Below are 26,177 nucleotides of genomic sequence, written 5' to 3'. Positions count from 1 at the left end.
GCCGGCATGGCTCGGCCTCACATCCGGTGCGGAATCCCGTTCCGGTCGAGAAAGCCGCTCATCCGGTCGTAAGACTGGGCATAGGATTTTGAGAGCGCGTGCAGCGCCGTGTCCTGATAGACCGCGCGCCAGCCGCCATCGGCCAGGGCCGCCTCGGGCACGACCGGGATCTTCAGCGTCTCAGCCAGTTCCTGGCTGCGTGTGTCATAGGCGACGAGGACGCCCGGCACGCCATGCGCCACCGCCGGCAGGACGCCATGGACGCGATAGCCCACGGCGAGATCGAGGCTTTTCGCGAACTCGTCATAGCGCTCGACATCGAAGAAGCTGAACAGCCGACGCTCGTAGATGTCGCGCATGCGGGCATCGTCCGGCCCTTCCCACCAGCCGCTATGGACGAACTCGGCGACAGCCTTGGCTTTCGCGGCCTCGTCGCGCAGGAAGAAGGCCTTCTCCTCCTGCTCGCCATGCGAGGACATCACCATCTCGCTCTGGCTGTCGACCTTGAGCAGCGCCTGGCGCTGATTGCGCAGATAGGCCTCGGGGTTGGCCGTGTAAGTGTTGTCGAACTCGCGGCGTAAGCTGAAGGCGACCTTGCGGATCTCGCGCTGGTCGGGAACCTTGATGGCGAGATCGCGACGGCGCGTCCGGAAGATCGACGGGCAGCCGACGACCTCGACATTCCTGACGCCGTTGTGCCGCAGCGTCTCGGCGCTGAAGGCGCCGCGCACGCCGATGGAGGCGCAGCGGTCGCCGACAATCTGCCAGAAGCGCTTCGAGCCGTCCGGCAGCTCGATGGCGCGGTTCTGGCTGGCCTGGGCGCCGACACCGATGGCGTAGACCGGCAGCTTGACGCGCTCGAGCACCTCGATGGCGCGGAACCACTCCATCTTCTCATGGATGAAGTTCGAGCCGCGCACGAAGACATAGTCGAACTCGCTGGCGTAGCGCTCGATATCGGCCTCGGTCGGATTCATGATCTTCATCGGCTCCAGATGCGCGTAGCGCAGGAGCTTCAGCGTCGAATCGTAGACGATCATGTCGCCTATGTTGAAATAGTCGGAGAGCAGTTTCTCCATCGGCGCGCGATACCAGCGCACCTTGTCGTGGTCGTAGACCTCGCCCGCCGGATAGATTACCAGCGCCCGAAGCGGCCTCGTGGTGGCGACGGGCCGCAGATGCGAGCCCGGCGCGAGCAGGCCGGTCGCGGCATCCGCGACGGCGATGGAGCGCAGCCGCCCCTCGGGCAGGCTCGGCAACGGAATGGTCAGCTCGGCCACCCTCGCATCGCCGGGGACCAGCGCGCCGGGCTGGATCGTGGCGTAGTCCAGCCCGTCCAGCAGGAGGCGCAGCGCCGGCCAGCCCGCGCCCTGGGGCCGGGTCACGGACACGACCACCTCGCCTGTCGTCGCACGCAGGATCTTCATGACCGGCTCCAATGAGGCAGCGGTGGCGAGTTCGCGGACTGGCGCGTTCATGGTGTCTCCTTCACGATCCGGACCCTGATCCGGACGAGGTCGCGCTGCGGCCCGACCTTGCAGTCGGAAACCCGCATCTTCGTCATGAACAGGAAGGCTTCATCGCCCGTCGTCTCGAAATTGCGCGAGGACGAGGCCGGGTCGGCGATCGCCCCATAAGCATAGCGGACCTGGTCGCCACAATCCTTGCTCCACATCGTCGGATGCGAAACCAGCGTACGCAGCGTCGTCCAGTTACGAAGGTCGCGCGACCAGCTATAGGCGACGCGGCCGCCGACGACGCCCTGCGCCGGGTCGGGGCCGAGATGGAAGATGGCGAGCCACAACCCGCTGGCCTCGTGCCGCGTCACCGAGCCCACCGTCGTCGGCAGGTGCCTCAGCGGCTGGCAGGGCTTCGCCGTCGCGGCGTCCTCACGATAGGGGTCCACGGCGCGCAGGGCGAAATCCGCGCCATCGAAGGCCCGCCACGAAGCCGGATCCTCGATCTGGATCGTCTTGAACAGGCAGACGCCGGGCTTTTGGCCCTCGCCGCCGGTCGTCGCGATCAGCGCAAACCAGGCACCATCCTGCGTGACGATGTTGGAGGGATTGAAGAAGCCGCGATGCCGCCCTTGCCCGACCTCCTGCCGGAAGGCGGGGGCCGCGACCAGCGATGGCGGCTGGGTCGGGGTGAAGCTGCGCCCGCCATCGCGCGAGCGCGCCGCGGTCACGACATTGTACCAGCAGCTCATCGCCTCCCTGAAGCGGCAGGCGCCCGGATGTTCGTTGGCATGATACTCGTCATGCATCAGGGCGAAGACGTCGCGGCCATTCCCCGTCCAGGTCGCGCCGATCCAGCTGAAATCGCTGTAGGCGCTGGGGTCGGCGCTATGCTTGCCCTCGAAGGCGACGGCGCAGGAGGTCGCCAGCCGTTCCAGCCCGGGGCCGGTCATCGCACGGCTGCGGTGATGGCTCGCGAAGGCGACGACTTCGTTGCGGTCGTCGCGATAGGCCCGCAAAGGCGCATCGGGAATATGCCACTGCTCGCAGCGCTGGCTGGACCAGTCGAAGACAGTCTCTTCGACGGCCTCGGGCACGATCTCGACGCGATAGGTCGGCGTCTGCGCGGCAGCCGCGAGCGACGCGGCGGCGACGAGCGCTCCCGCGAGCAGGCCGCTCAGCGATGCACGCTGCCGCCTCATGCGACCTTCCGCTCCGGCGCAGCGGCTCGCTTGACCATCTTGTGGTCGACCCTGTTCTCGGACAGGAAGTCGGACATCGCCGTATAGACCTGCGCGTGCGTGGCGTTGAAGCGGTCGAAACGCGCCTGCTCCCAGTACTCCTCCAGCCGGAACTCCTGGCCCGAGAAGACGTCGAAGCTCGGGATCTGGTAGGTCTCCGCGAACTCGACGGTACGGCTGTCATAGGTGAAATAGATCGACGGCGTGCCATTCGCGAGCGCCATCAGATTGCCGTGCAGCCGGTAGCCGAGCACGAGGTCGAGCCGGCGCACGAGTTTCTCATAATCGGCAACGACGTCGGAGTAGAACATCCGGCTGCGGTAGAGCCGCTCCATCTCCTCATCGAGATACCACTGGCTGGCCCAGCCATTGTCGCGCAGCGCGGCGATAGCCTCTTCCTTCTGGGTAGCGGTCCCGAGCGCGAGCTTCTTCTCCTCGGCCTCGCCCTGCGCCATCAGTGTCACGTCGAACCGGCCCGCCATCGCCTTGACGAGGTCGCGGTGGAAGGTGAGGTAGCGCTGGATATCCTGCGCATAGGTCGTGGACACCTCGCGCCGCAGCGTCACGCCCGCCGTCCGTATCTGATCGAGCGGCCGCAGCTTGATCGCGAGAGCGGGATCGTTGGCGCGAAACGCCGTCGGGCAGCCGATGATGCGAACGTTCTTGATGCCGAGGCCCGCGAGAACATCGGCGGAGTAGGTGCCGCGCACGCCGACCGAGGCGGTCGAATCCGCGATCAGCCGCAGCACCGCCTTCGTATCCTGGCTCAGTTCGAGCTTGCCGCTGACCGGCGCCTGCGCGCCGATGCCGAAGGCGATGACCGGAATCTTCAGCCGGCGCAGCACTTCCGGCGCCTGCCCCCACTCCATCTCGGAATGCACATAGTTCGAGCCGCGCAGGAAGACATAGTCGTATTCGGCGTTCGCCCGGTCGATCGCCGCGACATCGACCTGCTCGATGGGCAGTACGTCGAGCCGCTCGAAATTCAAGAGCTTGAGCGAGGAATCGAAGACGAAGGCATCGCCGATGTTGTGATAGTGGTCGATATGCTCAGCGAGATTGGCATAGTCGTACCAGCGCACATTGTCGTGGTCGTAGACCTCCCCTGACGGGCTGATGACGAGGATGCGGGCCATGGATTTTCTCCCTCTTTTGTCCGCTTGAAATCAGGCGATCATCGGCGCCGCCACGCGGCTTTCCGGCATCGGGACGCCTCGCTTGGCGATCAGGCGCCGGTAGAGCGCCAGATGCGTCGCGGCGCAGTCGATATGGTTCAGCGGCTGGGTGATGCCGCCACGCAGGCGGGACCAGAGATCCGGTTCGGTCAGTGCCCGGGTCATGCAATCGACGAGATCCTCCGGGCTGCCCGCCCGGAAATGCAGGCCGTCGACCCCATCCGTGATCTTCTCGGCCATGCCGCCGAGATTGCTGGAGAGCAGCGGCCTGCCATGGAAGAAGGCCTCCTGGATCACGATCGGCGAGTTCTCCCACCAGACCGACGGCATCACCACCCAATCGACCGAGCGCATCAGGTTCGGCATCTCGTGGTTCTGGAAGGGGCCGCAGAAGCGCACGCGCCGGCCGGCGCTCTCGACGAGCTTGGCGAACTTGTCCTGATAGGCTTGCGGCTGGCGCTCGAGATTGCCGCCATAGACCAGCAGCATCGCATCATCGCCCCAGACCGCATCGGGGATGCGTGTCACGGCGTCGATCAGGACGTCGGCCCCCTTGTAGGGCGTCAACTGGCCGAAATAAGCGAAACGCGAGCGTCGTGCCGCCGGGTCAGGCAGCGGGCGCGGCGGCGCGGCGACTGCCACGTCGATGCCGTTCTCGATCACCGAGAGGCTCTCCTCCGCCAGGCCCCATTCCTTGTAGCGTTCGGCGAGGAAGCGGCTCGGCGAGATGAAATGGTCGGCGAGGCCGAGCACGCCCTTGATGAAGGTCTCGCGCGCCAGGAAGCGGGCCGGCGAGATGTCCGGAAAGCAGCCATTGCAGTCGGTCGGCGAGGCCCGGTAGCAGAGCTTGAACGCACCGGTCTTCACCATCTGGCCGTGATGGTGGCAGATGCTGAGATATTCGTGGAAGGTCACGACGATCAACGCATCGGGCAGCGTATCGCGCGCCGCGTAAAGACATTCGAGCCCGAGCCCGATGAAATGGTGAAAATGCACCACATCGGGTTTCAGGTCGCGCAGCACTCGGACGAAATCGCGCTCGATCTCCTCGGTCGCCCGGTTCGAGATCAGGAAGTGATCATAGTCCTCGGCATAGTAGAGCAACTCGCCGCCGCGCTGGCGCAGGCTCATCAGCGCCGTGCTGGCATGCCGCGGCGTCGGCGCTCCGGTGCGGGCGAGATAATGGGTCTCGACGCCCTCGGCGGCCTGCAGGCCCTTGTGGAGATTGTAGGAAGCGACTTCCGCACCGCCGAGCGACAGCGACGGATGCGCATGGGACACCACAAGTACGCGCATCATCATCCTCTCATGTTGGAAATGGCGAGCGCCCAACGGCGGTCGAAGCTGGTGCGGTCGGCGAGCTGCGTGAGTGCGCCGATATGCGGTCGCGTCTCGGCATCGTCGACGACATAGACCTCGACCTCCGGGACCCAGAGCGAGGGCGCCCCGCTCATCCTGAGCTTGAGGCAGAGATCGAGCCCCTTCTCGGCCGTGGTGAAGTAGTTGCGCGCAAAGCCGCCGACCTCGATGAAGGCCGCGCGCGACAGCACGCAGCATTCGCTGGCGCCGGCGGCGACCTCCATCGGGCCGAGATTGCCGATGGCTTCCAGCGGATAGCCGACGAAGCGGTTGACGACGTGGCGCTGCGCGCCCTCGCCTTCGAGCCAGGCGCCGGCCCAGCGGATCGAATTGTCCTCGAAGAGCAGGGTCGGGCTCGCGACGCATTGCCCGCCGCGCCCGCGATAGGCTCGCTCCAGCCGCCCGAGCCAGCCCGGCATCCGGATCTGGGCCGCGCCCGAGAGCAGCGCCACCGTCTGGAAGCGGCAGGCGCGGACGCCGGCCTCGAGCGCATCGCAGGCATCCTCGACGCCCTCGACGACGACGAGCCGCACGCTGAGGCCATAGAAGCGCGCCAGCCGCCGCGCCTCCGCGCCGGTGCGGTCGAAGCTCTCGGCCGGCGCCGCGATCACGATCGGCAGCGGCCGGATTTCGGGGTCTATGGCCAGCAGCGCGAACAACGCCGAAAGCTCGCGGTGCCGGTGGTCGAGCCCGATCACGAGGCCAAGCGGCGCCTCGGCATCGAAAGCACCGATATCGAGGTTTTCCACCGCACGTGGCGGCGCGATCTCGGCCGCCTGCAGGGCCGGCGCGATCTGCCTCTCGACGACGGTGTTCGCCGTTGAGGAGCGCGGATCGAGCAGGCCGAAGAGGCGCTCCAGCGTCCTGCGCGCCTGGCCGCGGCCCGGATCGAGCGGCAGGAAGGCCGGTCCGGTGCCGTCGACCTCGAATTCGAGGTAAAGCGGCTGGCCCGGCTCCGGGATCAGCTTCGGCGCGAAGACGATGAAGCCGTGGCTGTTGCGCCGCGCCGCCAGCGCAGGGCCGAAGCGCGGATCCTCCATGAAGGCGTTCGTCACGTCGGGCCGCTGGACGCGCGTCCAGAGGCGATCGACGACGCAGGATTGCGAGCCGCTGCGCAAGGTCACCGCCGTAACCTTCCGTTCCGGATCGAACAGCCAGCCGATGATCAGGACGCCGGCATCCTCGATGACGGTCGCGTCATCGATGCCCGCACGAACCGGCACGTCGAGCAGGCAAACCGTGTCGCGCCCGTCGAAGCGCTGCGAGGCCCGCCGCAGCTTCTCCGTCGTGCCCTGCGGCGCGACGCCGTTCTGCAGGCCGTCGCGGAGATGGCCGGGAACCGTGATCGGTTCGAGCAGCACATGACGCTCATAGACCTCGAGGGCCCGCCAGCCGTCATTGCCACGGAAATACAGGCGCTCGATCTCGCCGGGATGGCGGACCGGGCAATCCTCCAGCAGACCGAAGAAGCCGCGCGCGCCGTCTCCGAGGTCGTCCCGCTCGAAGGTGCCGGCCTCCAGCACGGCCGGCGAGAGGCCGCCATGGGCGATCAGCAGCTTCGTCCGCCCTGCCGCGAAATTGGAGGTCCAGCCTTGCAGGAAAACGCTGTCGTCGAGCGGCCCCATCACTTCGATGAAGCCGCCGGGCTTGGCGACCGATTGCAGGAGCAGCCCGACCGCGCGCAACCGCCGCGGATTGGACTTGCCGGCCAGCAGCACCTCGAGCAACCCGTCGACGACGCTCGGGAACGCCTGCCCCGCCTCCTCTGCGAGCCCCTCTAGGAAAGCCGGCAGGGCGAGCGGCTTCGGCGTCAGGATCAGGCGCAGCGGCCGGCCTGGCCGGCCAAGCAGGACCGCTCCGGCCCCGGGCCGATCCGGCATAGGGGCCGGCGCCAGGCAGATGAAGCCGACGCCGACGGAGGCCTCGGCCTTCGGCCGGCGCCAGGTCAGCGCCATCGTCTCGACGCGACTGCGCGGATTGCCGTCGATCGCGACCGGCACCTTGCCGGGGATCGCGTCGCAGGCGCCCATGATGAGGATCGCGTTCTCGCCGAGCGGCGTCCAGGCCACCGTCGGGGCAGGGCTGATATGGGTTCTTTCCGGGACGATCACCTCGTTCATCATGTCACCTGCGAACCAGAAGAACGGCGAGCGTGACGAAGGAGATCACGGCCGCCAGACCGGACAGGAAGCCGAGGACGACCGTCACCTGCCGTAGCGGGGCGCGGGCTTCCTTACGAATCACGGCCAACCGCTCGTCGAAGCTCCTGAGCGTCGCGTCGAAGCGGAGCTGGAAGACGTCGATCTCGGCCAGGCGCTGGGCAATCTGCCCTTCCGCGGCCGCATCGGCCTCGGGATCGCGAGCGGGCGCCCGACTCTGCTCGAGCTGGGCGGCGATCCCGTCGAGCTTTTCACCGAGTTCCTTCTGCGCGAGCTGCGCGCGCCGGTTCAGCGCGATCAGCGCCTCGACACGATCGAAGAAGCGCGCCAGCGGCACGGCGATCGCGGCCTCCGCCGCGAGCTCGGCCGGCGGAGGCAACCGCAGCTCCAGCTCCATCCCGGTCGCATCGGAGACGCCGACGACGGTCAGCGTGTCCCGCGCTGCGACGAGCGCATCGTCGAGTTCCATCGAAAAGGCATGCCGGCCGTCACCGATGCCATTGCGCCGCAGATCGATCCGATTCTGGTCGGCCTTGCTCTCCTGGACCAGGGCGCCATCGCGGAAAACCCTGACCAGCAGATGCTCCTCGGGCCGGGCCTCGTCCCATATCCAGCCATGGAGGCGATTGCCGTCGAGGGCATCGACGCGGCCATTGAGGCGCGCCGGCGTGACATTGGGCAGGCGGATGGTGTCGTCGCGGTTCTGGGTCGCCGTCATGCCGCCTCCGCGAGCTTGAGGTTGTCGAAGAGGGCGAGATGCCGGGTCGCGCATTCCGCGAGCGCCGGCTGCTCGACGATGCCGTCGACGAGCTGCTGCCAGAGGTCCTCCTCGTCGAGGGCGCGGCGCATGGCGCGGGCGAGGTCGGCCGGATCCCCCGGCCGGACATGCAGGCCGTCGACGCCGTCCCTCACCATCTCGGCCATGCCGCCGATGCCGCTGACGATCAGCGGCCGGCGATGCTGGAACGCCTCCTGGATCACCAGCGGGGCGTTCTCCCACCAGACCGACGGCATCACCACCCAGTCGATCTCGGCCATCAGCTCCGGCACGTCCTCGCGGGCGTACGGCCCGCACTGCGTCACCGCACTGCCGGCCTCGGAAAACGCCTGACCGAGCGCCGTGGTGAAGGCCTCGCTCTGGAAAGGCGCCCCGCCATGGATCCGCAGCGAGAAATCGCCGTCGCCCCGGTCCGCGATCAGCTTCGCCGCCTGGAGCAGCGGCAGCACGCCCTTCCAGGGGTTGAGGTTGCCGAAATAGCCGAAATTGCCGCGCCGCCCCCTGGTCGCTCGATGCGCAGCGGTGCTCCGGGCCGGGCGCGCATTGGCGATGACCTCGATCCTCTCCGCCGGCAGACCCCAGTCGACATAGCGCTGGCGCAGGAAGCGGCTCGGCGCGACGAAACGGTCGACGGCGGCCAGATGCGTCTTCAGGAAGCGCTCGCGCAGCAGGAAGCGGTCGGAGCCAATGTCGGGGAAGCAGCCATGGCAGGAACTCGGCGAGGCGCCGGTGCAGCGCTGCTTGTCGCTCGGCCGCACCATCAGCCCATCATGGTGGCAGATCGGATAGTAGTCGTGCAGCGTCATCACCAGCGCGGCCTGCGGCAGGAGCCGGCGCGCCAGCGCCAGGAATTCCGCGCCGATCAGCACGAGATGATGGATGTGGATCACATCCGGCCGGAACTCGCTCAGCAAGGTCGCGAGGTCCTGCAGCGTGCCATAGTGATCGATCTGGCTGAGATGAAAACGGTCGAAATGGCCGCTCCAGAGAAGCAGGTCGCCCGCTTCGCCCGTCGCCTGAAACGCGGTCCCGGGATGCGGCTGACGATGGATCGCATTGGTCGCCCCGAGGAACAGCACCTCGCAGCCTTGCTCGCGATAGGCCTGCGCGAGATCATGGGCGAAGATTTCCGTCCCGCCGGGATGCAGGTCGGGATGGTTATGGGCGACGACGAGGATGCGGCGCGTCATTTCCCACCTCCGGGCTTCGTCGCGATCAGCAGATCCTGGTAATGGGCCGCGGTCGTGCCCCGCCAATGGCCGCGCCGCAGCCCTTCGGAAGCAAGGCCGGCCGCCCCCGCCGCATCGAGCAGCCAGTCCGTGTCGATGCCGGCCGCCGCCAGCGGCGCTTCCTCGATCGCATACCAGCCCGGCCCGTCCTGCCAGCGCTTGAACTTGAGCCGCTCCTGGCCGGTACTCGCGCCGTCGATCGCGAAAGCGGTGAGGAACAGCCGCCCGCCGGGAGCGAGCAGCCGCGAGGCCTCGTTCAGATAGACGACGAGCTCATCCGGCGGCAGATGAGTCGCGACAGAGACCATCGTGACGAAATCGAAGCTGCCATTGGCGAAGCCGAACTGGACTTCCGTGCCCGGCAGCGAACCCTGCGGATTGTAGAGCGGATGGGCGATGTCCAGCCGCTGGAAACGGAAGCGCGGATACGCGGGCGTAATCGTCTGGGCGCACCACAGAATGCCCTCCATGACGGGATCGACCCCGTCATAGCTGCCGCGTTCGGGATCGAGATACTGAGTCAACGGCACGGCCATGCGGCCGATCCCACAGCCGATGTCGAGGATGCGCTCATCCGGGCGCAGCCGCCCCAGACGGATGTAGTGGCCGAGGAACTCCGCCCCGATCGCGCGATAATCGCCGTCGCCGACAAAGATGCTGCCCGGCGGGGGATGCGGCAGGAAGCGGTTGGTCTGAACCGAGGCCATCAGGTAGCCGAGCTCGGCTGCGCTGATGCCATCCGGGCGCGCCTGATCGGGCGCGATCTGTCTCAGGGCCGTTATCGCCGTCATGCTGCTGTCGCTCTCCTGAGATTGACGCGGGGAATGAAATCGCTCTCCCGTGGCGCCGGCTCGCGCGGGGCGGGCTTCTGCACCGTGCCGTCGATCGCGCCCATCAACGCGTCGATCTGCGCGTCCCAGCGCCGCGTCTGAAGCCAGGCATTGTGCTGGGAGGCGACGCCCCGCATGTAGTCGCCGCTCTTCGAAATGGACTGGCGCTCGAGATGGTAGAGCGCCACAGCAGGCACGTAGACGATGCCGAAGCCGGCGCGGCGAACCTTCAGGCAGAGGTCGCTGTCCTCGTAGTCGCCGATGACATAGCCGTGGTCGAAGCCGCCGACATCCTGGAACAGCTCCCGCAGCATCACGATGCACGCGCCGGTCACGCCCGGCACGGGCCGCTCGACATTGGCCGGCTCATAGTTCGACGGCATGCCCTTGAAGTAGTGATGGTTGAGCCAGGTGCCCTTGCTGTCCCGCTTGAAGAACAGGCCGGCATGCTGCAGCGAACCGTCATCATAAAGCAGCTTCGGGCCGACGACGCCGATCCTGTCGCGCGGGCTCAGCTTCTCGCTCAGCATCGGCAGCCAGCCATTGGCGGCCGGGATCACGTCCGAATTCACCAGCGCCAGGACCGGGCTGCGCGCCACTTTCGCCCCCGCATTGCAGGCCGCCGAGAAGCCGCCATTGCGGCCCATGACGACGAGCTGCATCGGCAGGCCGTAGGCGAGGTGGAGACCACCGAGCAGATGCGTGACTTCCGCCTCGTGCTCGGGCGAGTCGAGCACATAGATCAGCTCGGCCTTGCCGACGAACCAGGGATCGCCAGCGAAGGCCGCGACCTGCACACGCAGGAATTCGTAGACGCGGTAGAGCGGGATCACGACCGAGACCGCTGGCGCCGCGACCTGTCTGCCGAAGCCTCGGACCTGCGGCTCGGGCAGGGTCTCGTGAAGTTCTGCCTGGCACGCCGCCAGAAGCGGCGCGAGCGTGGTCTCCAGCGCATCCGCCGTGAGGAACTGCGGAGGAATGGCCGCCAGCGCCCTTGCCCGGATAGCGGCGGGATCGGCCGGCTGCACCGGCGGGCGAAGCATCAGCGTCGTGCCGGATTTCAGCCTGACCTCGCAGCGCGGCTGCAGGACGGGCGCGCCCATCGCGTAATGCGGCGCGAGAGCTGCAAAGCCGATCGCCGACCGCACCGTTCCATCCGGCCCGGGCGGCAATCGCGCCGGGAAGCGCCTGATTCGATCGAGCATCGGCATCGGTGAACGCCCGCCGCCATGCAGCATGATCTCGTCGAGCAGCCCGTCGGGATCGCGCAGCCAGCCGCCGATCAGCAGGCCGGCCTTGTTGCAGACCGCGAGGTCGAGTTCCGCCGCCGGCAGATCGTCGTTGCGGTGAACATTCTGCACTGCGAGCGGCAAACGCCTCTGCATCTCAATTGCAAGAAGCCGCCCCTGCTCCGACAGTCCGGCGAGCTGCTCGACGAGCCAGTTGCGCAGGCCGTCGCGGCTCGCCGCCTTGCTCGCCCACCAGCGACCGAGGGACTGCGAGGCGGACTGCGAGCCTTGCCGGGGCGGCAACGTCCTGACGACCAGCCCGCCCTCCCCTTGCAGGACCAGCATACCGCCGCCACGCACGGGCGGCTCGTCCAGGACAAAGTGGAACTCGTGCCGCCCCTTGCGGTCGGCGGAGCCCAGCCGCGAGCGCAGGTCGAGGCGGGCGAGGCCGGCACCGTCCAGCCGGGCGGCTGCACGAAGCGCTCCGAAGTCGGACGGCAGCGCGGTCTCGAACAGCAGCTTGCCGTCGACCAGCGTCGCCACGGGCGCTGCGGGGGCGATCTTCGGAAAAAGGACAGTCAGGAACTGGCGCAGGAAGGAAAGATACTGCGCCGTCGTCGTCAGGCCGAACAGCGCGGGCCACGGCCCGGAGAGCGCGCCGGCCAGCGACAGCCTCGCCTTTGCCGTCAGCTCGCTCAGAATCTCCCCGGGGTCGGCCAGATTATGGACCAGGGCCGGGTCGAAGGTCGCGGTCACCTCCCCCTGCGGGCCCTGGTCGGACAAAGTCGCGACGATGCCGTCATGGCCATTATGGCGGAACGCCACCGCAAGCCGCTCGCGCCCGTCCCGCAAGCCGAGCATGATCGAGGCCGAAGGAAGCCGCCTGCCCTTACCGGACAGCGCGATCGCGGGCTTGCCGAAAGGCGAGACCTCGCGCGTCCAGCACAGCAGGAAGACCGAGCCACCGAGCCGGTGCAGTTCGAGATGCGTCGGGCATGAGTCCGCCATGACGACGGGCGCCTGTGAGAGCATGAAATTCGATCCCGCCGAAGCATCGGCCCGAAAGGTGGAACGCGGCTTTCGGGAAAGCCGATGCAAAACCAAAGGGATGGATCATCGGATCCGGTATGGAGCCGATGATCCGGTGCGGCGCCGGCCTCGATCGGGCCGGCGCCGCGGATGACGATCGTCAGGCGACCGTGAAGTAGGAGTTCGGATCGCTCTGGATGTCCTCGGCCGTGACCCCGACCAGGGTCAGCGTGTCGCCATTGCCGAGATCGATGACGGCATTGCCGCCGACGGTGCTGGTACGTGCCGCCAGATCTTCGGCAGAACTGATGCCCGTCCCGTTGATGTCGGAAGAAATCTTCAGCAGATCGTCACCGGCATGGAAGTCGAGCACGACATCGTTGCCGCCCCCTCCGGTAAAGCTGAAGATGTCGGAACCGGCGCCGCCCGACAGGATGTCGTCGCCCGCGCCGCCGAAGAGCAGATCGTCGCCGGCTCCGCCCTGGATGATATCGTCGCCAGCACCACCCTGAAGGATGTCGCTGCCGGCGCCACCGATCAGGAGATCGTCGCCCGCACCGCCCTGGAGGATGTCGCTGCCGGCGCCGCCGATCAGGAGATCGTCGCCCGCACCGCCCTGGAGGATGTCGGCACCCGCCCCACCCAGGAGCAGGTCGCTGCCAGCGCCACCCTGCACGACATCGCTGCCGGCGCCGCTGAACAACACATCATCGCCTGCGCTTCCGCTCAGGAAATCGTCCCCCTGCCCGCCGAAGATGACGTCATCACCCTCGTCGCCGAACAGCGCATCGTCACCGCTGTCGCCGAAGAGAACATCGTCACCCTCCTCACCGAACAGCGAGTCGTTCCCGCTTCCGCCATGGGCGACATCATGCCCCGCCCCGGCGAAGATCACGTCACTGAATCGACTTCCCACCAGAAAATCGTCGAAAGCACTTCCTTCGATCGTAGCCATTCGTCACCTCCTCGGCGATCTCAGGGCGCCCCCCGAAGCCCGGCGACTTGATCGCCACGCACCGGATACGGCACCGTTCCGACGACATGCGCACTGCACGCCACCGCTCGACAGCTGAAAGAATACTCGATGATTGCAGTGCAGCAAGCTTTTAATTCTGACCATTTTGCGACGCACAACGATTTAAGCTTGATTTCGATAGCATTATACTTATGGCTTCAAACGAAATAGCATCGAAAATCGAAATATAAACTCGCATGCATTTAATCAGAATGCTGCACGAGCGAAATGAAGGAGGTCTAACTTATTGATTTCAAGAGATAAATCAGTCTTCGCGAAAAGCCCGATTGAAGCTGTCGGTGAAGGGCGCGAGCAGATAGTCAATCGCGCGGCGGGAGCCGTTCACGATCAGCACCTCCGCCGTCATGCCGGCATGGAGCACGATTTTATTTTCGCGCAGGCTCTCTGGACTGATCTCCGCGCGGACGACGAAATAGGCGGCGTTGGTCTTCTCGTCGATCAGCTGGTCCGGGGCGACGTAGCTCACCTTCGCCAGAAGCGGCGGCAGAAGCCGCGAGTTGAACGCCGTCAGCCGGATGCGCGTCTCGGCGCCGACGCGGATGACGTCGATGTCGCGGGGGTCGACCTTGGCCTCAACGACCAGCGGCTCCTGCTCGGGCACGATGTCGAGGATGGCCTCGCCAGCCGCGATCGCGCTGCCGGCTGTCCTCATCCTGATATTCGCGACGATACCCTCCTGCGGCGACAGCAGGACAAGCCGGCGCAGCACGTCCTCCGCCTGGACGATCCGCTCGTTCACCTCGGAGAGCGCGAGCTGGCTGTCCTGGATCTCCCGGGCGATCTCGTTCTGGCGTTCGAGGGTGATCGAGAGAATCTCAAGATTGGCACCGGCCACCTGCTGCTCCGCCTTGGCCTTGCGTGCGGCGTTCTCGCCGGCACGCCCGGCGAGCTCGCTCTGACGGGTCTGGAGATCGACGAGCTGCGTGCGCTTCGCGTAGCGCTTCTCGTAGAGCTCCGCCATCACGCGGGTCTCCTCGTCGATCAGCGTGCGCTGGTAGCGGATCGCATCGATCTGGGCCTGAAGCGCCTCGGCCTCCGCCTGATGCTGCTCGATGACGCGCTGCTGGATGCGGATCTTGCCGTCGTAGACCTGCGTGCGCGCCTTGAAGAGCCCGCGTTCGGCGCGGACGACCTCGCGCGCGATCGGCGTCTGGTCCCTCTCGATGTCGTCGGGGAAATCGACCTCCGCCGCATTGGCCTGCTCGGTCCTGAGCCGCGCCAGCTTGGCCTCGAGGCCGACGCGCTTGGCCCGGAGCTGATGCAGCTCTGCGCCGGCGCGCGCATCCTCGAGCCGCAACAGCGGCTCGTCCTTGGCGACGCGCTCGCCCTCCGTCTTGAGCAGCATCTTGAGGACGCCGCCTTCGAGATGGCTCACCGTCTTGCGCTTGCTGTCGACGGCGACCACGCCGCTCGCGACCGCGGCATTGTCGAGCCGCGCCGTCACCGCCCAGGCGCCGAAGCCGCCGAAGCCGACACCGATCGCCGCCACGCCCGCCAGAACCAGAGTGCGCAGCGAGGGCCGGCGCTCCTCCTGATCGTCCGGCAGCGCCGCCAGGGCGAGCGCACGGTCCTGCAGCTTGACCAGAGCCTGGCCGGTCATGCGCTCACCTCGCGAATGGCCCCGGCGGCCGCCGGGACCAAGGGCCTATTGGCGGGCTCGATCTCGACGATGCCGCCCGGCGTGATCATTCCGGCGATGGCGGAGCGCGGCCCGAATTGCTGGACCCGGCCCTCGCGCAGCACGAGGATCTTGTCGACCACCTGCATGACGGATGGGCGATGGGCGATCAGCACCACGATCGCCCCGGCCTCGCGCGCAGCCACAATGGCGCGGACCAGACTCTGCTCTCCCTCGGCATCGAGATTGGCGTTGGGTTCGTCGAGCACGATGAGCCGCGGCATGCCGTAGAGCGCGCGCGCGAGGCCAATGCGCTGGCGCTGGCCGCCCGAGAGCTTGAAGTCGCCATCGTTGACATGGGTGTCATAGCCGAGCGGCAGCCGCCCGATGAGCTCATGGACCCCCGCGATGCGGGCGGCTTCCAGGATCGCGTGCGGATCGGGCTTGCGCAGACGCGCGATGTTCTCCGCGATCGTCCCGTTCAGCAGCGAGACCGACTGCGGCAGATAGCCGACCATCGCGCCGAAGGAGCCGCGCTCCCAGAGATAGACATTGTGGCCGTCGAGATAGATCCCGCCGACATTCGGCTTGAGCACGCCGACCATCAGCCGCGCCAATGTCGACTTGCCCGCCCCGGAGGGGCCGACGACGCCGAGCACCTCACCGGGCTGCAGCGAGAAGGCGACGCTCTTGATGACCGTCTGCTCCGAGCCTGACGGAGCGAAGACGACACGATCCACGACCAGCTCGCCTTGCGTCGGCGGCGTCGGCACGGTCTGGCGCTGCGAGCTGCGCGATTGCAGCAGTTCCTTGACCCGGTTCCAGGCCGTCGCCGCCAGCACCCATTGGCGCCAGTCGGAGATCATCGAATCGAAAGGCGCGAGCAGACGGCCGAGCAGGATGCTCGCGGCCATCAGCGTGCCCGCCGTGACCTCGTTGCGGATGATCAGCACCGCCCCCGTGGCATAGATTGCGAGCTGCATCGTCATGCGCGAGGATCGGGTCAGTGCGGCGATGAATTTCCCGCGCCGCGTGCCGACGTCGAGATGCTCGATCATCGCGAGCTGCTGGCTCTTCCAGCGGCTCGCGAGAGCCGGCAGCATGCCCATCGCTTCGATCGTCTCGGCATGGCGCAGGCTTGCGCCGACCTCGTTGATGCTGGCGACCCCCTCGGCATTGGCTTCCTTCAGCACGCGCCGCGTCAGCACGTCGGAGAGCACGCCGAGCACCAGCAGGATCACCAGCGAGACCAGGCCGACGAGGCCGTAGACAGGATGGAGGGCGAAAAGCACGGCGAGGAAGATCGGCGACCAGGCCGCTTCGAGCGGTGTCGCGACGGCCGAGCTCGCGATGAAATAGCGAATGTCGTTAAGGTCGCGGATCGCCTGGGTCGCCTGCCCGGAGCCTTGCTCGAGGGACGCACTGACCGCCGCCTGCAGCGCCGGCAGGTTAAGCTGGCGCGCAAAGATGCTCGCCATCGTCTGGAAGGTCAGCGAGCGGATGAACTCGATCACGCCATAGAGTGCCAGCCCGACGACCGCGATGACGAGCAACATCGTCAGCGTGTCGTAGCTGCGGCTGACGACCACGCGGTCCTGCACCTGCATCATGAAGAGCGGCACGATCAGCAGCAGCAGATTGACGAACATGCTGAGGAAACCCGCATAGGCCAGGCCTCCCACGAAAGAGCGCTGCAAGCCTCGGATCAACACGTCGGGCGCCAATGTCTTCGCCTCCATTCAGATCTCCGGATCGAAAGCCCGCAATTAGGCAAGGAGCCGCCGCGAAGCAGAACCTGACGCCAGCCAATTGGCAGGTTGACACGTCAGTGATGGCAAGACAATGACAGATCACTGCCTGATAAATCCCGGTTAATATCGAAAATTAAGGCGAAAAATCGAAACAATTTGAAATTCGAAACAGTTCGATCCGGTTCATCTTACGATAAAATCTACAAATATCGCGATCTGAGGTGGCATGTGCTTTGCGTGTAGGCTAATCATCGGATGTGGGATTCGTTCGGGTCGGGGTTACCCATTTTGACAAGCAGGCGGAGTAGGAAATGCAGCCCAAGCCGCATGGCAGCGAACAAGTCCTGGACAGAGTACTGAACGGCCATCACCCCAGGGCGCCCGAGCCTCCACGGGACGCGGACAGCGTATCGCGGCGCGTCGGCGTCTCCCCGCTCGATCTCGCGCGGGTCATCGAGCGGGTCAGCCGCAGATTCCTCGACTATATGCGGCTGGAGCTGACCAAGCTCGGCGTGGACGATATCTCACCGTCGCAGGTCATGGTCCTGCTCACGATCGGGCAAGGCGAGATCGCGGTCCGCGATCTCTTGGATCGAGGCCATTATGTCGGCTCCAACGCCTCCTACAACCTGAAGCAGCTGGTCGAGAGCGGCTATCTCGAGCGCGGGGCCTCGCCGCGCGACCGGCGGCTGGCGCGCATATCCCTTTCGCTCAAGGGCCAGATGCTCTGCGAGCGGCTGCGCCTGATCGACGATTCGAACCCGTTCGGCCAGAACCTCGATTTCAACGCCGAGGCCGATCTTCAGACGACCTATGACACGCTGCGCCGGCTCGAGCAGTGGTGGAGCGACTCGTTGCGTTTTGGAGGCGTTCTGCTCGCATCATGCATGTCCTATTCGTACATCGCTCCGGATCTGGTCAATTCGCTCACCTGATCGCGCGCCTCGTTTCCGAGGGCGCGGAGGTCACGCTGTTGACGGAGCATGCGGCGCCCCACCAGGCGGGCGTCAGGCAGCTGACCTATGCGGTCGGGCAATCGACCACGACGCATGCCGCGCTGGCGGCGACGGATTACCACATGCGCACCGGCGAGGCCGTCGCCGGCCTGCTCGGCCGGCTCGCCCAGACCGATCCGCCCGATGTCGTCATCGGTCACATCGGCTGGGGCGGGTTGTTGTTCGCGCGCGATGCGCTGCCCGACGTGCCGCTGATGGGCTATTGCGAGTATTACTACAACAGCGAAGGCTCCGATCTCGACTTCGATCCCGGATCCGCGATCCCGGATGCCGAGCGCCATCGCATCCGCATGCGCAACGCGGCGCAGCTGCTGACGCTGGAGACGCTCGACGCCGCCTACACGCCGACGCGCTGGCAGCAGCAGCAATACCCCGCGCATCTGCGCCAGCGCATCGCCGTCTGCCATGATGGCATCGATGCGAATTTCTGCCACCCCGATCCGGCGGCCGTTCTGCGCCTGCCCGACGGGCGCGTGCTGCGGCACGGCGATCCGGTAGTGACCTTCGCGGCCCGTGATCTCGATCCCTATCGCGGCTATCCCCAGTTCATGCGCGCAGCTGCACAGGTCGCCGCGCGCCATCCCGACGCCCTGTTCGTCACGGTCGGCGGCGATGGTCCAGGCTATGGCCGAGCGCGGCAGGATGGCCGCCTCTGGCGCGAGGTGATGCTGGAGGAGACAGGTCTGGCGGATCGCATGGCCCACATTCCCTGGCTCGCCCCCGACCAGTTGGTCCGGCTGTTCCAGGTCTCGGCGGCCCATGTCTATCTGAGCGTGCCCTTCGTCCTGTCCTGGTCGCTGCTGGAGGCGATGGCCTGCGGCAGCCTGATCGTCGGCTCCGATACGCCGCCGGTTCGGGAGGTCATCACCGACGGCGTCAACGGGCTGCTCGCGCCCTTCCACGACACGGCCGCACTGGCGCATCGGATCGAGGAGGCGCTTCGCAGAGGCCCCATGCTGGGCGGGCTACGCCGCGCCGCGCGCGCGACCGTCGTCTCGGGCTATGAGCGCGAACGCTGCGTCGACCGTCAGCTCGGCTGGATCGCAGGCCTCGGCCAGCAGCGTGAAGCCGTGCCGGCGTGACGCCAGAGCATTTTCGAGCGACCCGGCGTCCACCCCGCGTGAAAAAAAAGCTCTGGCCGCCCTACTGCAGGGTGGTGTAGCCGGCCTTCCGGAAGGTCATCGCCTCGGTGATCAGTCGGCCTGAACGCACCGGACGGACGCCCGCTTCTTCCCAGCCATCGGCCGCCATCAGGCGCGAGACCATGCTGTGCAGGCGCTGCAAGTGATCCTCGCGATCATCGTCGAGCCAATTGCCCCACCATTCCTCGATCAGCCCGATCAGCGGCTCGAGTGGCGGCGCCCCGCTTTCGGCGGCGTATTGCAGCGCCGCATGGCCGGCCGGCGATGAGATGATCTCCCAGATCTGGAGAGGTTCCGTCCCCCTCAACATCGAACGTGATCCCTGTTCGTCTAGCCGCGTCCTGCGGCAACGCTGTTTGCCACAATACGCGCCATCCGGCTAAGCGGATGCCGGAATTTGCTGAATAATATCTGGATGTGATTGCATACCGAGGCAAAGTCCCGCGATGGATTAAGCTGGCATTGACCATGTCGCCGTCCGGGCCGAAGACCATGCGCCAGTCAGTGCAGGTGGTGGACGGGCGTGGCATCTGGTGCGATTGGCAATGCCGGGCCGATCGTTCACGCCTCGCGAAAGCCGAGTCGCGTGCTGATCAGCCGGCCAGCGTCCTTCAGCATGGCGACCAGTTCGCTGCTGCGCTGATGGTAGCGCATCGTGACGACGCCGAGGTTCAGGGCCGCGACCACGCTGCCGTCGCGCGCCCGGACCGGCGTGGCGAGCCCGGTCGAGCCGAGCACATGCTCCTCGTCGCAGATGGAGATGTCCTCCTCCCGGATCCGGACGAACAGGGCGCGGATCACGTCCGGATCAGTCGGTGTCTTCGGCGTGCGCGCCAGCAGCGGCACGCGTGCGAGATAGGCCTCAGTCAGGGCTTCGTCCCAATGCGCCAGCAACAGCCGGCCGGTTGCGGTGCAGTAGGAATCGCTCTGGCCATCGAGATCGACATCGAAGCGGATGGCCTGCCGGCTGACGCATTTCGCCAGCCGCTTGGCCTCGCCGCGCGTGTTGCGCACCGCCAGCACCACCGTCTCGCCCGAGGCGTCGCGCAGGCTCTCCATGACCGGATGCGCCGCCGAAAGCAGCCGCGCCTCATGGGCGCGCGTGGCCGAGCGGTGCCGGCTGGCATGCACCAGCACATAGCGCTCGGTCGAGTCCTGGATCGCGTAGCCGCGCGAGACCAGCGTCTGCGCGAGGGCATGCGCGCTGCTCTTTGGAAAGCCCAGAGTGGCGACGATGTCCTTGAGTTTCACCGGCTCGGCGCAGCCCGCGAGATACTCGAGAAGGTCGAGCATACGAGCCGCCGATTTCACTTCAGTATTCATATATGTGAACCTGATCCAACTTGTCGAACAAATTAGCCGACGATAGGCTCTCCTTCAATCGAGATGAATTCAAGACCTTAGACGGGGTGAATTCGGCAGATGAAGGCATCGCGCAGCCCATCCGTGGCGATCGTGACCGGCGGCGCCAGGGGCATCGGCCGGGCCTGCGCCAAGACGCTCGCCGGAGCCGGCTTCGACATCACGCTGGTCGATCTGCTCCGCCCCGAACTCGATCGCACCGCCGATGAGATCCGCGCGCTCGGCCGCGGAGTCCTGACCTTCGAGGCCGACGTCTCCTCCTTCGCCGAGGCTCAGCGCATCGCGGACGAGACGGTCGCACAGCTCGGTCGCATCGACGTGCTCGTTAACAATGCCGGCCGCTCGATGCCGAAAGGCATCCTCGAGATCACCGAGGACGAGTTCGACCGCACCATCGCGATCAATCTGAAGAGCTGCTTCAACTACATCCGCGCGGTTGCGCCGGTGATGCAGGCGCAAGGGAACGGCCGCATCGTCTCGATGTCCTCGCTCAACGCCCATACCGGCGGCGTCACCGCCGCGGTCAGCCGCTTCGCCTATGCCGCCGCCAAGGCCGGCATCATCGGCATGACCAAGGCACTCGCCAAGGAACTCGGCCCGAATATCCTGGTCAACGCGATCTGCCCCGGCGTGATCGAGACCGAGCTCGGCAACACGCTGACGCGCGAGCGCGGTGCGGCGCTCGCCCAGGCAGGCATCGCCCTGCAGCGCATGGGCAAGCCGGAGGACGTCGCCCAGCTCGTGCTGTTCCTGGCTGCGTCGGAACCTTGCTTCATGACCGGCCAGGCGCTCGTCGTCGACGGCTTCCAGTTCAATTGTTGAGCGCTTGAGCATGATGATGCGTCCGACGACCGACCCCAGCCTACGCCGACCCGTTGTCGAGACGGCACAGGCTTTGCCTGAATCACTCGCCGCGACGGAACGGAGCTGAGCCGTGGGCTATCGCATCGGCGTCGATATCGGCGGCACCTTCACCGATTTCTGCGTCTTCGACGAGGCATCCGCCGCGCTGCGAACGCTGAAGGTGTTGTCGCGGCCGGATGCGCCGGGTGCCGAGGTGCTGCAGGGACTGGACGAGATCGAACGTCGCTTCGGCATCGCGCCGCAGGATGTCTCCTATTTCACCCATGGCTCGACCGTGGGCGTGAACAGCGTGATCCAGGGCACCGGCGCCCGGCTCTGCCTGTTCGTGACCGAAGGCTTCCGCGACGTCCTCGAACTCGCCCGGCTGAAGATCCCCGACCCTTACGACCTGTTCTCGCGCCGCCCCCCACCGCTGGTGCCGCGCGACCGGGTCATCCCGTTGCGCGAGCGCATGAGCGCCGATGGCCGAGCCGAAATCGTGCCCGAGGAGGCCGCGATCGTCGCGGCGCTGGCAAAGGCGGAGGCTGCCGGGGCCGAGGGCATCGTGCTCGCCTTCCTTCACAGCTATTCCAACCCGGCGCATGAGCTGCTGGTGAAGGAGACGCTGAAGCGTCTGCGCCCCGATCTGCCGGTGTTCTGTTCGGCCGATGTCTGGCCGATCGTGCGCGAATACGAACGCACCATCACGGCCTGCATCCATGGCTCGGTGCAGCCGCGCGTCTCGCACTATATCGGCCGGCTCGAGGCCGCACTGCGCGAGCGCGGCGTCGCGCCGGCCCCGATGATCACCAAGTCGAACGGCGGCGTCATGACCGCCGCCGCCGGCAAGGAGCGCAGCATCGAGATGCTGCTCTCGGGCACGGCGGCGGGCGTGATCGGCGCGGGCTTCGTCGCGGAGCGCGCCGGCTTCCCCCGCGTGATGAGCCTCGACATCGGCGGCACCAGCGCCGACGTCGCCCTGCTGCGCGACGGCATGCCCGATTTCCGCTCCGGCGAGCTGGTCGGCCAGTATCCGATCTATCTGCCGACGGTCTCGGTCTCCTCGATCGGTGCCGGCGGCGGCTCGGTCGCCAGCGTCGATGCGCTCGGCGTGCTACGCGTCGGCCCCGAGAGCGCCGGCTCGACACCTGGGCCCGCCTGCTACGGACGCGGCGGCGAGCGTGCCACCATCACCGACGCCTTCGCGGTCAAGGGCGTGCTCGGCGCAGCCGAGCTCGGCTATGGCGCCGTCAACGTCGATAGCGCGAAGGCGCTCGCCGTGGTCGAGCCGCTGGCGCAAGGGCTCGCGCGCAGCGCGGTCGCCACGGCGGAAGCGATCATCGATCTCGCCGTCGCCAATATGTACCGCGAGGTCAGCCGCCTGTTCTCGCAGGTCGGCGAGGAGCCGAGCGGCTATGCCCTGCTCGCCTTCGGCGGGGCTGGACCCATGATGGGCTGCCTGCTCGCCGAAGCCATGGGCATGGAAACCGTCATCATTCCGGAGACGCCCGGCGTGCTCGCCGCGCTCGGCGGACTGCTGGCCGATGTGCGCTCCGACTTCGTCCGCGTCACCTTCCTCGACGTCGATGCCGCAACCATGCCGGCGATCGGCGACGCCCTTGCGGGCCTCGCGGCCGAGGCGCGCGACTGGCTGCACGGCAGCCAGGGTCATGGCGGTCAGGGCTTTGACGGCGAAGCGACGCTGACGATCTCCGGCGACATGCGCTATCGCGGCCAGTCCTACGAGATCGAGACGACGATCGCCGAGAGCTGGATCACCGACGGCGACGACAAGGCGATCATCGCCGCCTTCCATGCCCGCCATGCCGAGATCTACGGGCATGCCGACGAGAAGGCCGACGTGCAGCTCGTTGCCCTGCGCGTCGTCATCGCCGGCAGGACGCCGAAGCCCTCCTTCCCGGCCCGCGAGATCGCACCCTTGGATGTGGCTCCGGAAGGCACCGTCGCGGTCACCCATCGCGGCGGCGAGATCGCGGCCGCCCTGTTCCGGCGACGCGACCTGAAGCCCGGCAGCCGCTTCGCCGGCCCCGCCGTCATCCTCCAGGACGACACGACGACCTGGGCGCCACCTGGCTTCAGCGGGTCGGTCGATGGCTATGGCAACCTCATCCTGAACAAGGAGCGGGCGTCATGACGGCCCACACCATGACATCCGCCATCACGCCCTTGCTTGATCCGGTCACGCTCCAGATCCTGAAGAGCCATTTCGAGGCCGCAGCCGAAAGCATGGGCTACACCCTGCTGCGCACGGCCCATTCCGCCTTCGTCAAGGAAACAGAGGACTTCACAAGCGGCCTGACCACGCCCTGCGGCCAGACCTTCGCCAGCCCCAAGGATCTCGGCGCGACCTGGTTCATCGGCCTGGACTACAAGGGGGCCATCGACGCGATCGCCGATTACAGGCCCGGCGACATCTGCATCACCAACGACCCATATTCCGGCTATGTCTGCACCCACGCGCCCGATGTGCATCTGTGGATGCCGATCTTCGAAGGCGACAGGCTGGTCTGCTTTGCCGTCGGCCACATCCACAACACCGACATGGGCGGCGCGGTGCCCGCTTCGCTGTCGCGGGCGCTGACGGAGGTCCAGCAGGAGGGCATCCGCATCCCGCCGATGAAACTGGTCGAGCAAGGCGTAACGAACGAGCAGGTGCTCGCCATCATGCTGCGCAATGTCCGCATGCCCGACCAGAACTGGGGCGACCTCAAGGCCCAGATCGCCTCGCTCAAGACCGGCGAGCGCAAGATCAGGGACGCCATCGCCCGCTTCGGCGTCGAGGCCGTCTGCGCGGCGACCTATGGCGTGCTCGACCTCGCCGACCGGCAGGCGCGCCGCCTCTTCGCCTCGATGCAGGACGGCGACTATGTCTTCACCGACTATATCGACGAAGACAGCCCCGGTGGCGTGCCCTGCCGGCTGAAGCTCACCGTGCGCGTCAGCGGCGACGAGGCAGTGTTCGATTTCACCGGCAGCGATCCGCAGCTGCAATCGGCGCTGAATATGCCGACCGGCGGCCTGCCGCGCCATATCCTGCCGCTGGTCGGCTACAATTACGTCGTCTATTCGCTCGACCCGACCGTCGCGCTCAATGCCGGGCTGTTGCGGCCGGTACGCTGCATCCTGCCCGAAGGTTCCGTGGTCAACCCGGTCTATCCGGCGGCGACCGGCATGCGCAGCCTGACCTGCGCCCGTGTCCAGGGTATGGTCGTCGGCGCCTTCTCGCTGGCACTTCCCGACAGGCTGCCGGCCGGCCCGGCGGGCGGCGGCGGCATCCTCAATGTCCGCACCACCGACAGCCGGACCGGGCGGCTAGCCATGGCCTCGATCAACCCGATCACCGGCGGCGGCGGCGGCTGGGCCAGGGAGGACGGGCAGGACGGCTCCAACTCCTTCCTCAAGAACACGCCGATCGAGATCACCGAATCCGAGGTGCCGATCCGCGTGCTCAGCTATGAACTCGTGCCCGATTCCGGCGGCGCCGGGCGCTATCGCGGCGGCCTCGCGGCGCAGATGACCTTCAAGATGTTCACCCCGAACTCGGTCGTCACCGCGCGCAACCGCGACCGGGTGCGCTTCTCCTGCTGGGGGCTCGAAGGCGGTGAACCCGGCGCGACCTGCAATTTCCTGCGCAACCCCGGAACGGAACGCGAGGAAAGCCTCGGCAACACCGATGTCGTGCGCTGCGCGCCGGGCGACGTGCTGATGATCTCGGCAGCCGGCGCAGGCGGCTGGGGCGATCCCTTCACCCGTCCCGTCACCGAGGTCATGGACGACGTCGCGCAGGGCAAGGTCTCGGAGGAAGGCGCCCGCCGCTACGGCGTCGTCGTGCGAGACGGCATTCTCGACGAGCCCGCGACGCAGGCTCTGCGTGACCAGCCGGGCAAACGCCCGAGCGGTCTCGTCTTCGACGATGAGCGCCTGTCGTTCGAGACGATGTGGTCCAGCGAGGCCTGGGACCATCTCTCGAGCCTGCTCTTCGCCCTGCCGATCGAATGGCGCTTCTTCCTCAAGCACGAGATCTTCGCACTCGTGAACGCCGACCCCGCCGCCAAAGTCGATCCGGTCGCGGCGATCGGGCGTGCCTATGCCAGCCTTCTGCTGCTCTATCCGCAGATCGCCCCGCGCAATCTCGGAGAGGCCGCATGAACATCGATTTCGCCGGGCAGACGGTCCTGGTCGCGGGCGCGGCCCGCGGCATCGGGCGCGGCATCGTCGAGGCCTTCGCCGCTCGCGGCGCCAACGTCTTCGCCGGCGACCGGCTGGGCAAGGAGATGGACGGGCTGCCAGCGCACCAGACCGAACTCGACCTCCTCGACAAGGCGCAGGTCCGCGGCTGGGTTAGAGAGAGCGAGACAGTGTCGGGCCGCAGCCCCGACGTGCTGGTCTATGTCGCCGGCGGCGTGCTCGGCCAGAGCGCGACGCCGCTCGAGGATGTCGACGAGGCCGCCTGGCGCGCCGTGCTCGACGTCAACCTGACCGGCGCCTTCCTCTCGGCTCAAGCCGTCACGCCCGGCATGAAGCAGTCCGGCAAGGGCCGCATCGTCTTCATCGCCAGCGGCGCGGGGCTGCGCACCTCGCTGACCGGCATCCAGGCCTATGCCTCGGCCAAGGCCGGCGAGATCGGGCTCGCCCGCCAGCTCGGCCAGGAGCTCGGCCCCTTCGGCATCACCGTCAACGCGGTGGCGCCCGGCTTCCAGCGCACCAGCCCCGATTATGAGAGGCAGTGGAACTCCTATTCACCGGAGCAGCAGGAGAGCCTGATCGCGGGCACCGCACGCCGCCGCGCCGGCACCCCGCAGGACATCGCGCATGCCGTGATGTTCCTCGCCTCCGATTATGCGGACTTCATCACCGGACAGACGCTTTCCGTAACCGGCAGCCCCTGAAACCAGCAAACCC

The 26,177-nt window shown here is 66.9% G+C and carries 20 protein-coding genes; 6 read left to right on the top strand and 14 right to left on the bottom strand.

From position 1 onward, the window contains the following. Window positions 1-17: 17 nt before the first annotated feature. From AC1RMY_RS03690 to AC1RMY_RS03635, 12 genes are all read right to left on the bottom strand, one after another. Window positions 18-1,478, bottom strand: a complete 1,461-nt coding sequence (locus AC1RMY_RS03690) for a polysaccharide pyruvyl transferase family protein (RefSeq protein WP_492862590.1) — start codon at window positions 1,476-1,478, stop codon at window positions 18-20. Beyond that, window positions 1,475-2,659: a hypothetical protein gene (locus AC1RMY_RS03685; RefSeq protein WP_492862589.1), complete on the bottom strand. Its 1,185-nt coding sequence runs from the start codon at window positions 2,657-2,659 to the stop codon at window positions 1,475-1,477. The genes AC1RMY_RS03690 and AC1RMY_RS03685 overlap by 4 nt, the downstream gene beginning before the upstream one ends. Continuing rightward, the gene (locus tag AC1RMY_RS03680; protein WP_492862588.1) at window positions 2,656-3,834 is read right to left on the bottom strand and encodes a polysaccharide pyruvyl transferase family protein; all 1,179 of its coding nucleotides are present in this window, start codon (window positions 3,832-3,834) and stop codon (window positions 2,656-2,658) included. The genes AC1RMY_RS03685 and AC1RMY_RS03680 overlap by 4 nt, the downstream gene beginning before the upstream one ends. A gap of 30 nt (window positions 3,835-3,864) precedes the next feature. Then, window positions 3,865-5,172 (bottom strand): glycosyltransferase family 4 protein, encoded by a 1,308-nt coding sequence (locus AC1RMY_RS03675; RefSeq protein WP_492862587.1) that lies wholly within the window; start codon window positions 5,170-5,172, stop codon window positions 3,865-3,867. After that, complete coding sequence (locus tag AC1RMY_RS03670) at window positions 5,172-7,352, bottom strand: glycosyltransferase family 2 protein (RefSeq protein WP_492862586.1); 2,181 nt, start codon at window positions 7,350-7,352, stop codon at window positions 5,172-5,174. Before AC1RMY_RS03670 ends, AC1RMY_RS03675 begins: the two co-directional genes overlap by 1 nt. A gap of 4 nt (window positions 7,353-7,356) precedes the next feature. Beyond that, a complete protein-coding gene (locus tag AC1RMY_RS03665; protein ID WP_492862585.1) occupies window positions 7,357-8,109 on the bottom strand; it encodes a hypothetical protein in 753 nt (250 codons plus the stop codon). Next, entirely contained in the window at window positions 8,106-9,359 is a 1,254-nt protein-coding gene (locus tag AC1RMY_RS03660; RefSeq protein WP_492862584.1) for a glycosyltransferase family 4 protein, read from the bottom strand. Before AC1RMY_RS03660 ends, AC1RMY_RS03665 begins: the two co-directional genes overlap by 4 nt. Beyond that, window positions 9,356-10,189, bottom strand: coding sequence for a class I SAM-dependent methyltransferase (locus AC1RMY_RS03655; protein ID WP_492862583.1), 834 nt, complete (start codon window positions 10,187-10,189; stop codon window positions 9,356-9,358). Before AC1RMY_RS03655 ends, AC1RMY_RS03660 begins: the two co-directional genes overlap by 4 nt. Continuing rightward, window positions 10,186-12,489: a glycosyltransferase family 2 protein gene (locus AC1RMY_RS03650; protein WP_492862582.1), complete on the bottom strand. Its 2,304-nt coding sequence runs from the start codon at window positions 12,487-12,489 to the stop codon at window positions 10,186-10,188. Before AC1RMY_RS03650 ends, AC1RMY_RS03655 begins: the two co-directional genes overlap by 4 nt. 157 nt (window positions 12,490-12,646) lie before the next feature. After that, entirely contained in the window at window positions 12,647-13,441 is a 795-nt protein-coding gene (locus AC1RMY_RS03645) for a calcium-binding protein (RefSeq protein WP_492862581.1), read from the bottom strand. A gap of 325 nt (window positions 13,442-13,766) precedes the next feature. Beyond that, window positions 13,767-15,122 (bottom strand): HlyD family type I secretion periplasmic adaptor subunit, encoded by a 1,356-nt coding sequence (locus AC1RMY_RS03640; RefSeq protein ID WP_492862580.1) that lies wholly within the window; start codon window positions 15,120-15,122, stop codon window positions 13,767-13,769. After that, window positions 15,119-16,879, bottom strand: coding sequence for a type I secretion system permease/ATPase (locus AC1RMY_RS03635; RefSeq protein ID WP_492862579.1), 1,761 nt, complete (start codon window positions 16,877-16,879; stop codon window positions 15,119-15,121). The genes AC1RMY_RS03640 and AC1RMY_RS03635 overlap by 4 nt, the downstream gene beginning before the upstream one ends. A gap of 323 nt (window positions 16,880-17,202) precedes the next feature. Between AC1RMY_RS03635 and AC1RMY_RS03630 the strand changes: the two genes are divergently transcribed. Further along, entirely contained in the window at window positions 17,203-17,826 is a 624-nt protein-coding gene (locus AC1RMY_RS03630) for a MarR family transcriptional regulator (RefSeq protein ID WP_492862578.1), read from the top strand. After that, complete coding sequence (locus AC1RMY_RS03625; RefSeq protein WP_492862577.1) at window positions 17,775-18,989, top strand: glycosyltransferase; 1,215 nt, start codon at window positions 17,775-17,777, stop codon at window positions 18,987-18,989. Before AC1RMY_RS03630 ends, AC1RMY_RS03625 begins: the two co-directional genes overlap by 52 nt. Window positions 18,990-19,050: 61 nt before the next feature. On the opposite strand, the gene AC1RMY_RS03620 is transcribed toward AC1RMY_RS03625, so the two are convergent. Together AC1RMY_RS03620 and AC1RMY_RS03615 are read right to left on the bottom strand one after the other, a co-directional pair. Then, window positions 19,051-19,359 carry a hypothetical protein gene (locus AC1RMY_RS03620; protein ID WP_492862576.1) on the bottom strand — a complete coding sequence of 103 codons (309 nt, stop codon included), beginning with the start codon at window positions 19,357-19,359 and terminating at the stop codon, window positions 19,051-19,053. 251 nt (window positions 19,360-19,610) lie between these two features. Then, complete coding sequence (locus AC1RMY_RS03615; RefSeq protein WP_492862575.1) at window positions 19,611-20,342, bottom strand: IclR family transcriptional regulator; 732 nt, start codon at window positions 20,340-20,342, stop codon at window positions 19,611-19,613. 129 nt (window positions 20,343-20,471) lie between these two features. Between AC1RMY_RS03615 and AC1RMY_RS03610 the strand changes: the two genes are divergently transcribed. The 4 genes from AC1RMY_RS03610 to AC1RMY_RS03595 all read left to right on the top strand — a co-directional run bounded on the left by AC1RMY_RS03610 (window position 20,472) and on the right by AC1RMY_RS03595 (window position 26,164). Further along, on the top strand, window positions 20,472-21,233 hold the full coding sequence (locus AC1RMY_RS03610; RefSeq protein ID WP_492862574.1) for an SDR family NAD(P)-dependent oxidoreductase: 762 nt from the start codon (window positions 20,472-20,474) through the stop codon (window positions 21,231-21,233). Between the two features lie 112 nt (window positions 21,234-21,345). Continuing rightward, on the top strand, window positions 21,346-23,409 hold the full coding sequence (locus AC1RMY_RS03605; protein ID WP_492862573.1) for a hydantoinase/oxoprolinase family protein: 2,064 nt from the start codon (window positions 21,346-21,348) through the stop codon (window positions 23,407-23,409). Next, window positions 23,406-25,424 carry a hydantoinase B/oxoprolinase family protein gene (locus tag AC1RMY_RS03600; protein ID WP_492862572.1) on the top strand — a complete coding sequence of 673 codons (2,019 nt, stop codon included), beginning with the start codon at window positions 23,406-23,408 and terminating at the stop codon, window positions 25,422-25,424. The genes AC1RMY_RS03605 and AC1RMY_RS03600 overlap by 4 nt, the downstream gene beginning before the upstream one ends. Beyond that, window positions 25,421-26,164, top strand: a complete 744-nt coding sequence (locus AC1RMY_RS03595; RefSeq protein WP_492862571.1) for an SDR family NAD(P)-dependent oxidoreductase — start codon at window positions 25,421-25,423, stop codon at window positions 26,162-26,164. The genes AC1RMY_RS03600 and AC1RMY_RS03595 overlap by 4 nt, the downstream gene beginning before the upstream one ends. The last annotated feature ends 13 nt before the right edge of the window (window positions 26,165-26,177 follow it).

Source organism: Allobosea sp. GW822-FHT03F07 (assembly GCF_058801345.1).
The sequence above is the reverse complement of the archived record's forward strand: the minus strand, read 5'-3'. Positions and strand labels throughout refer to the sequence as shown.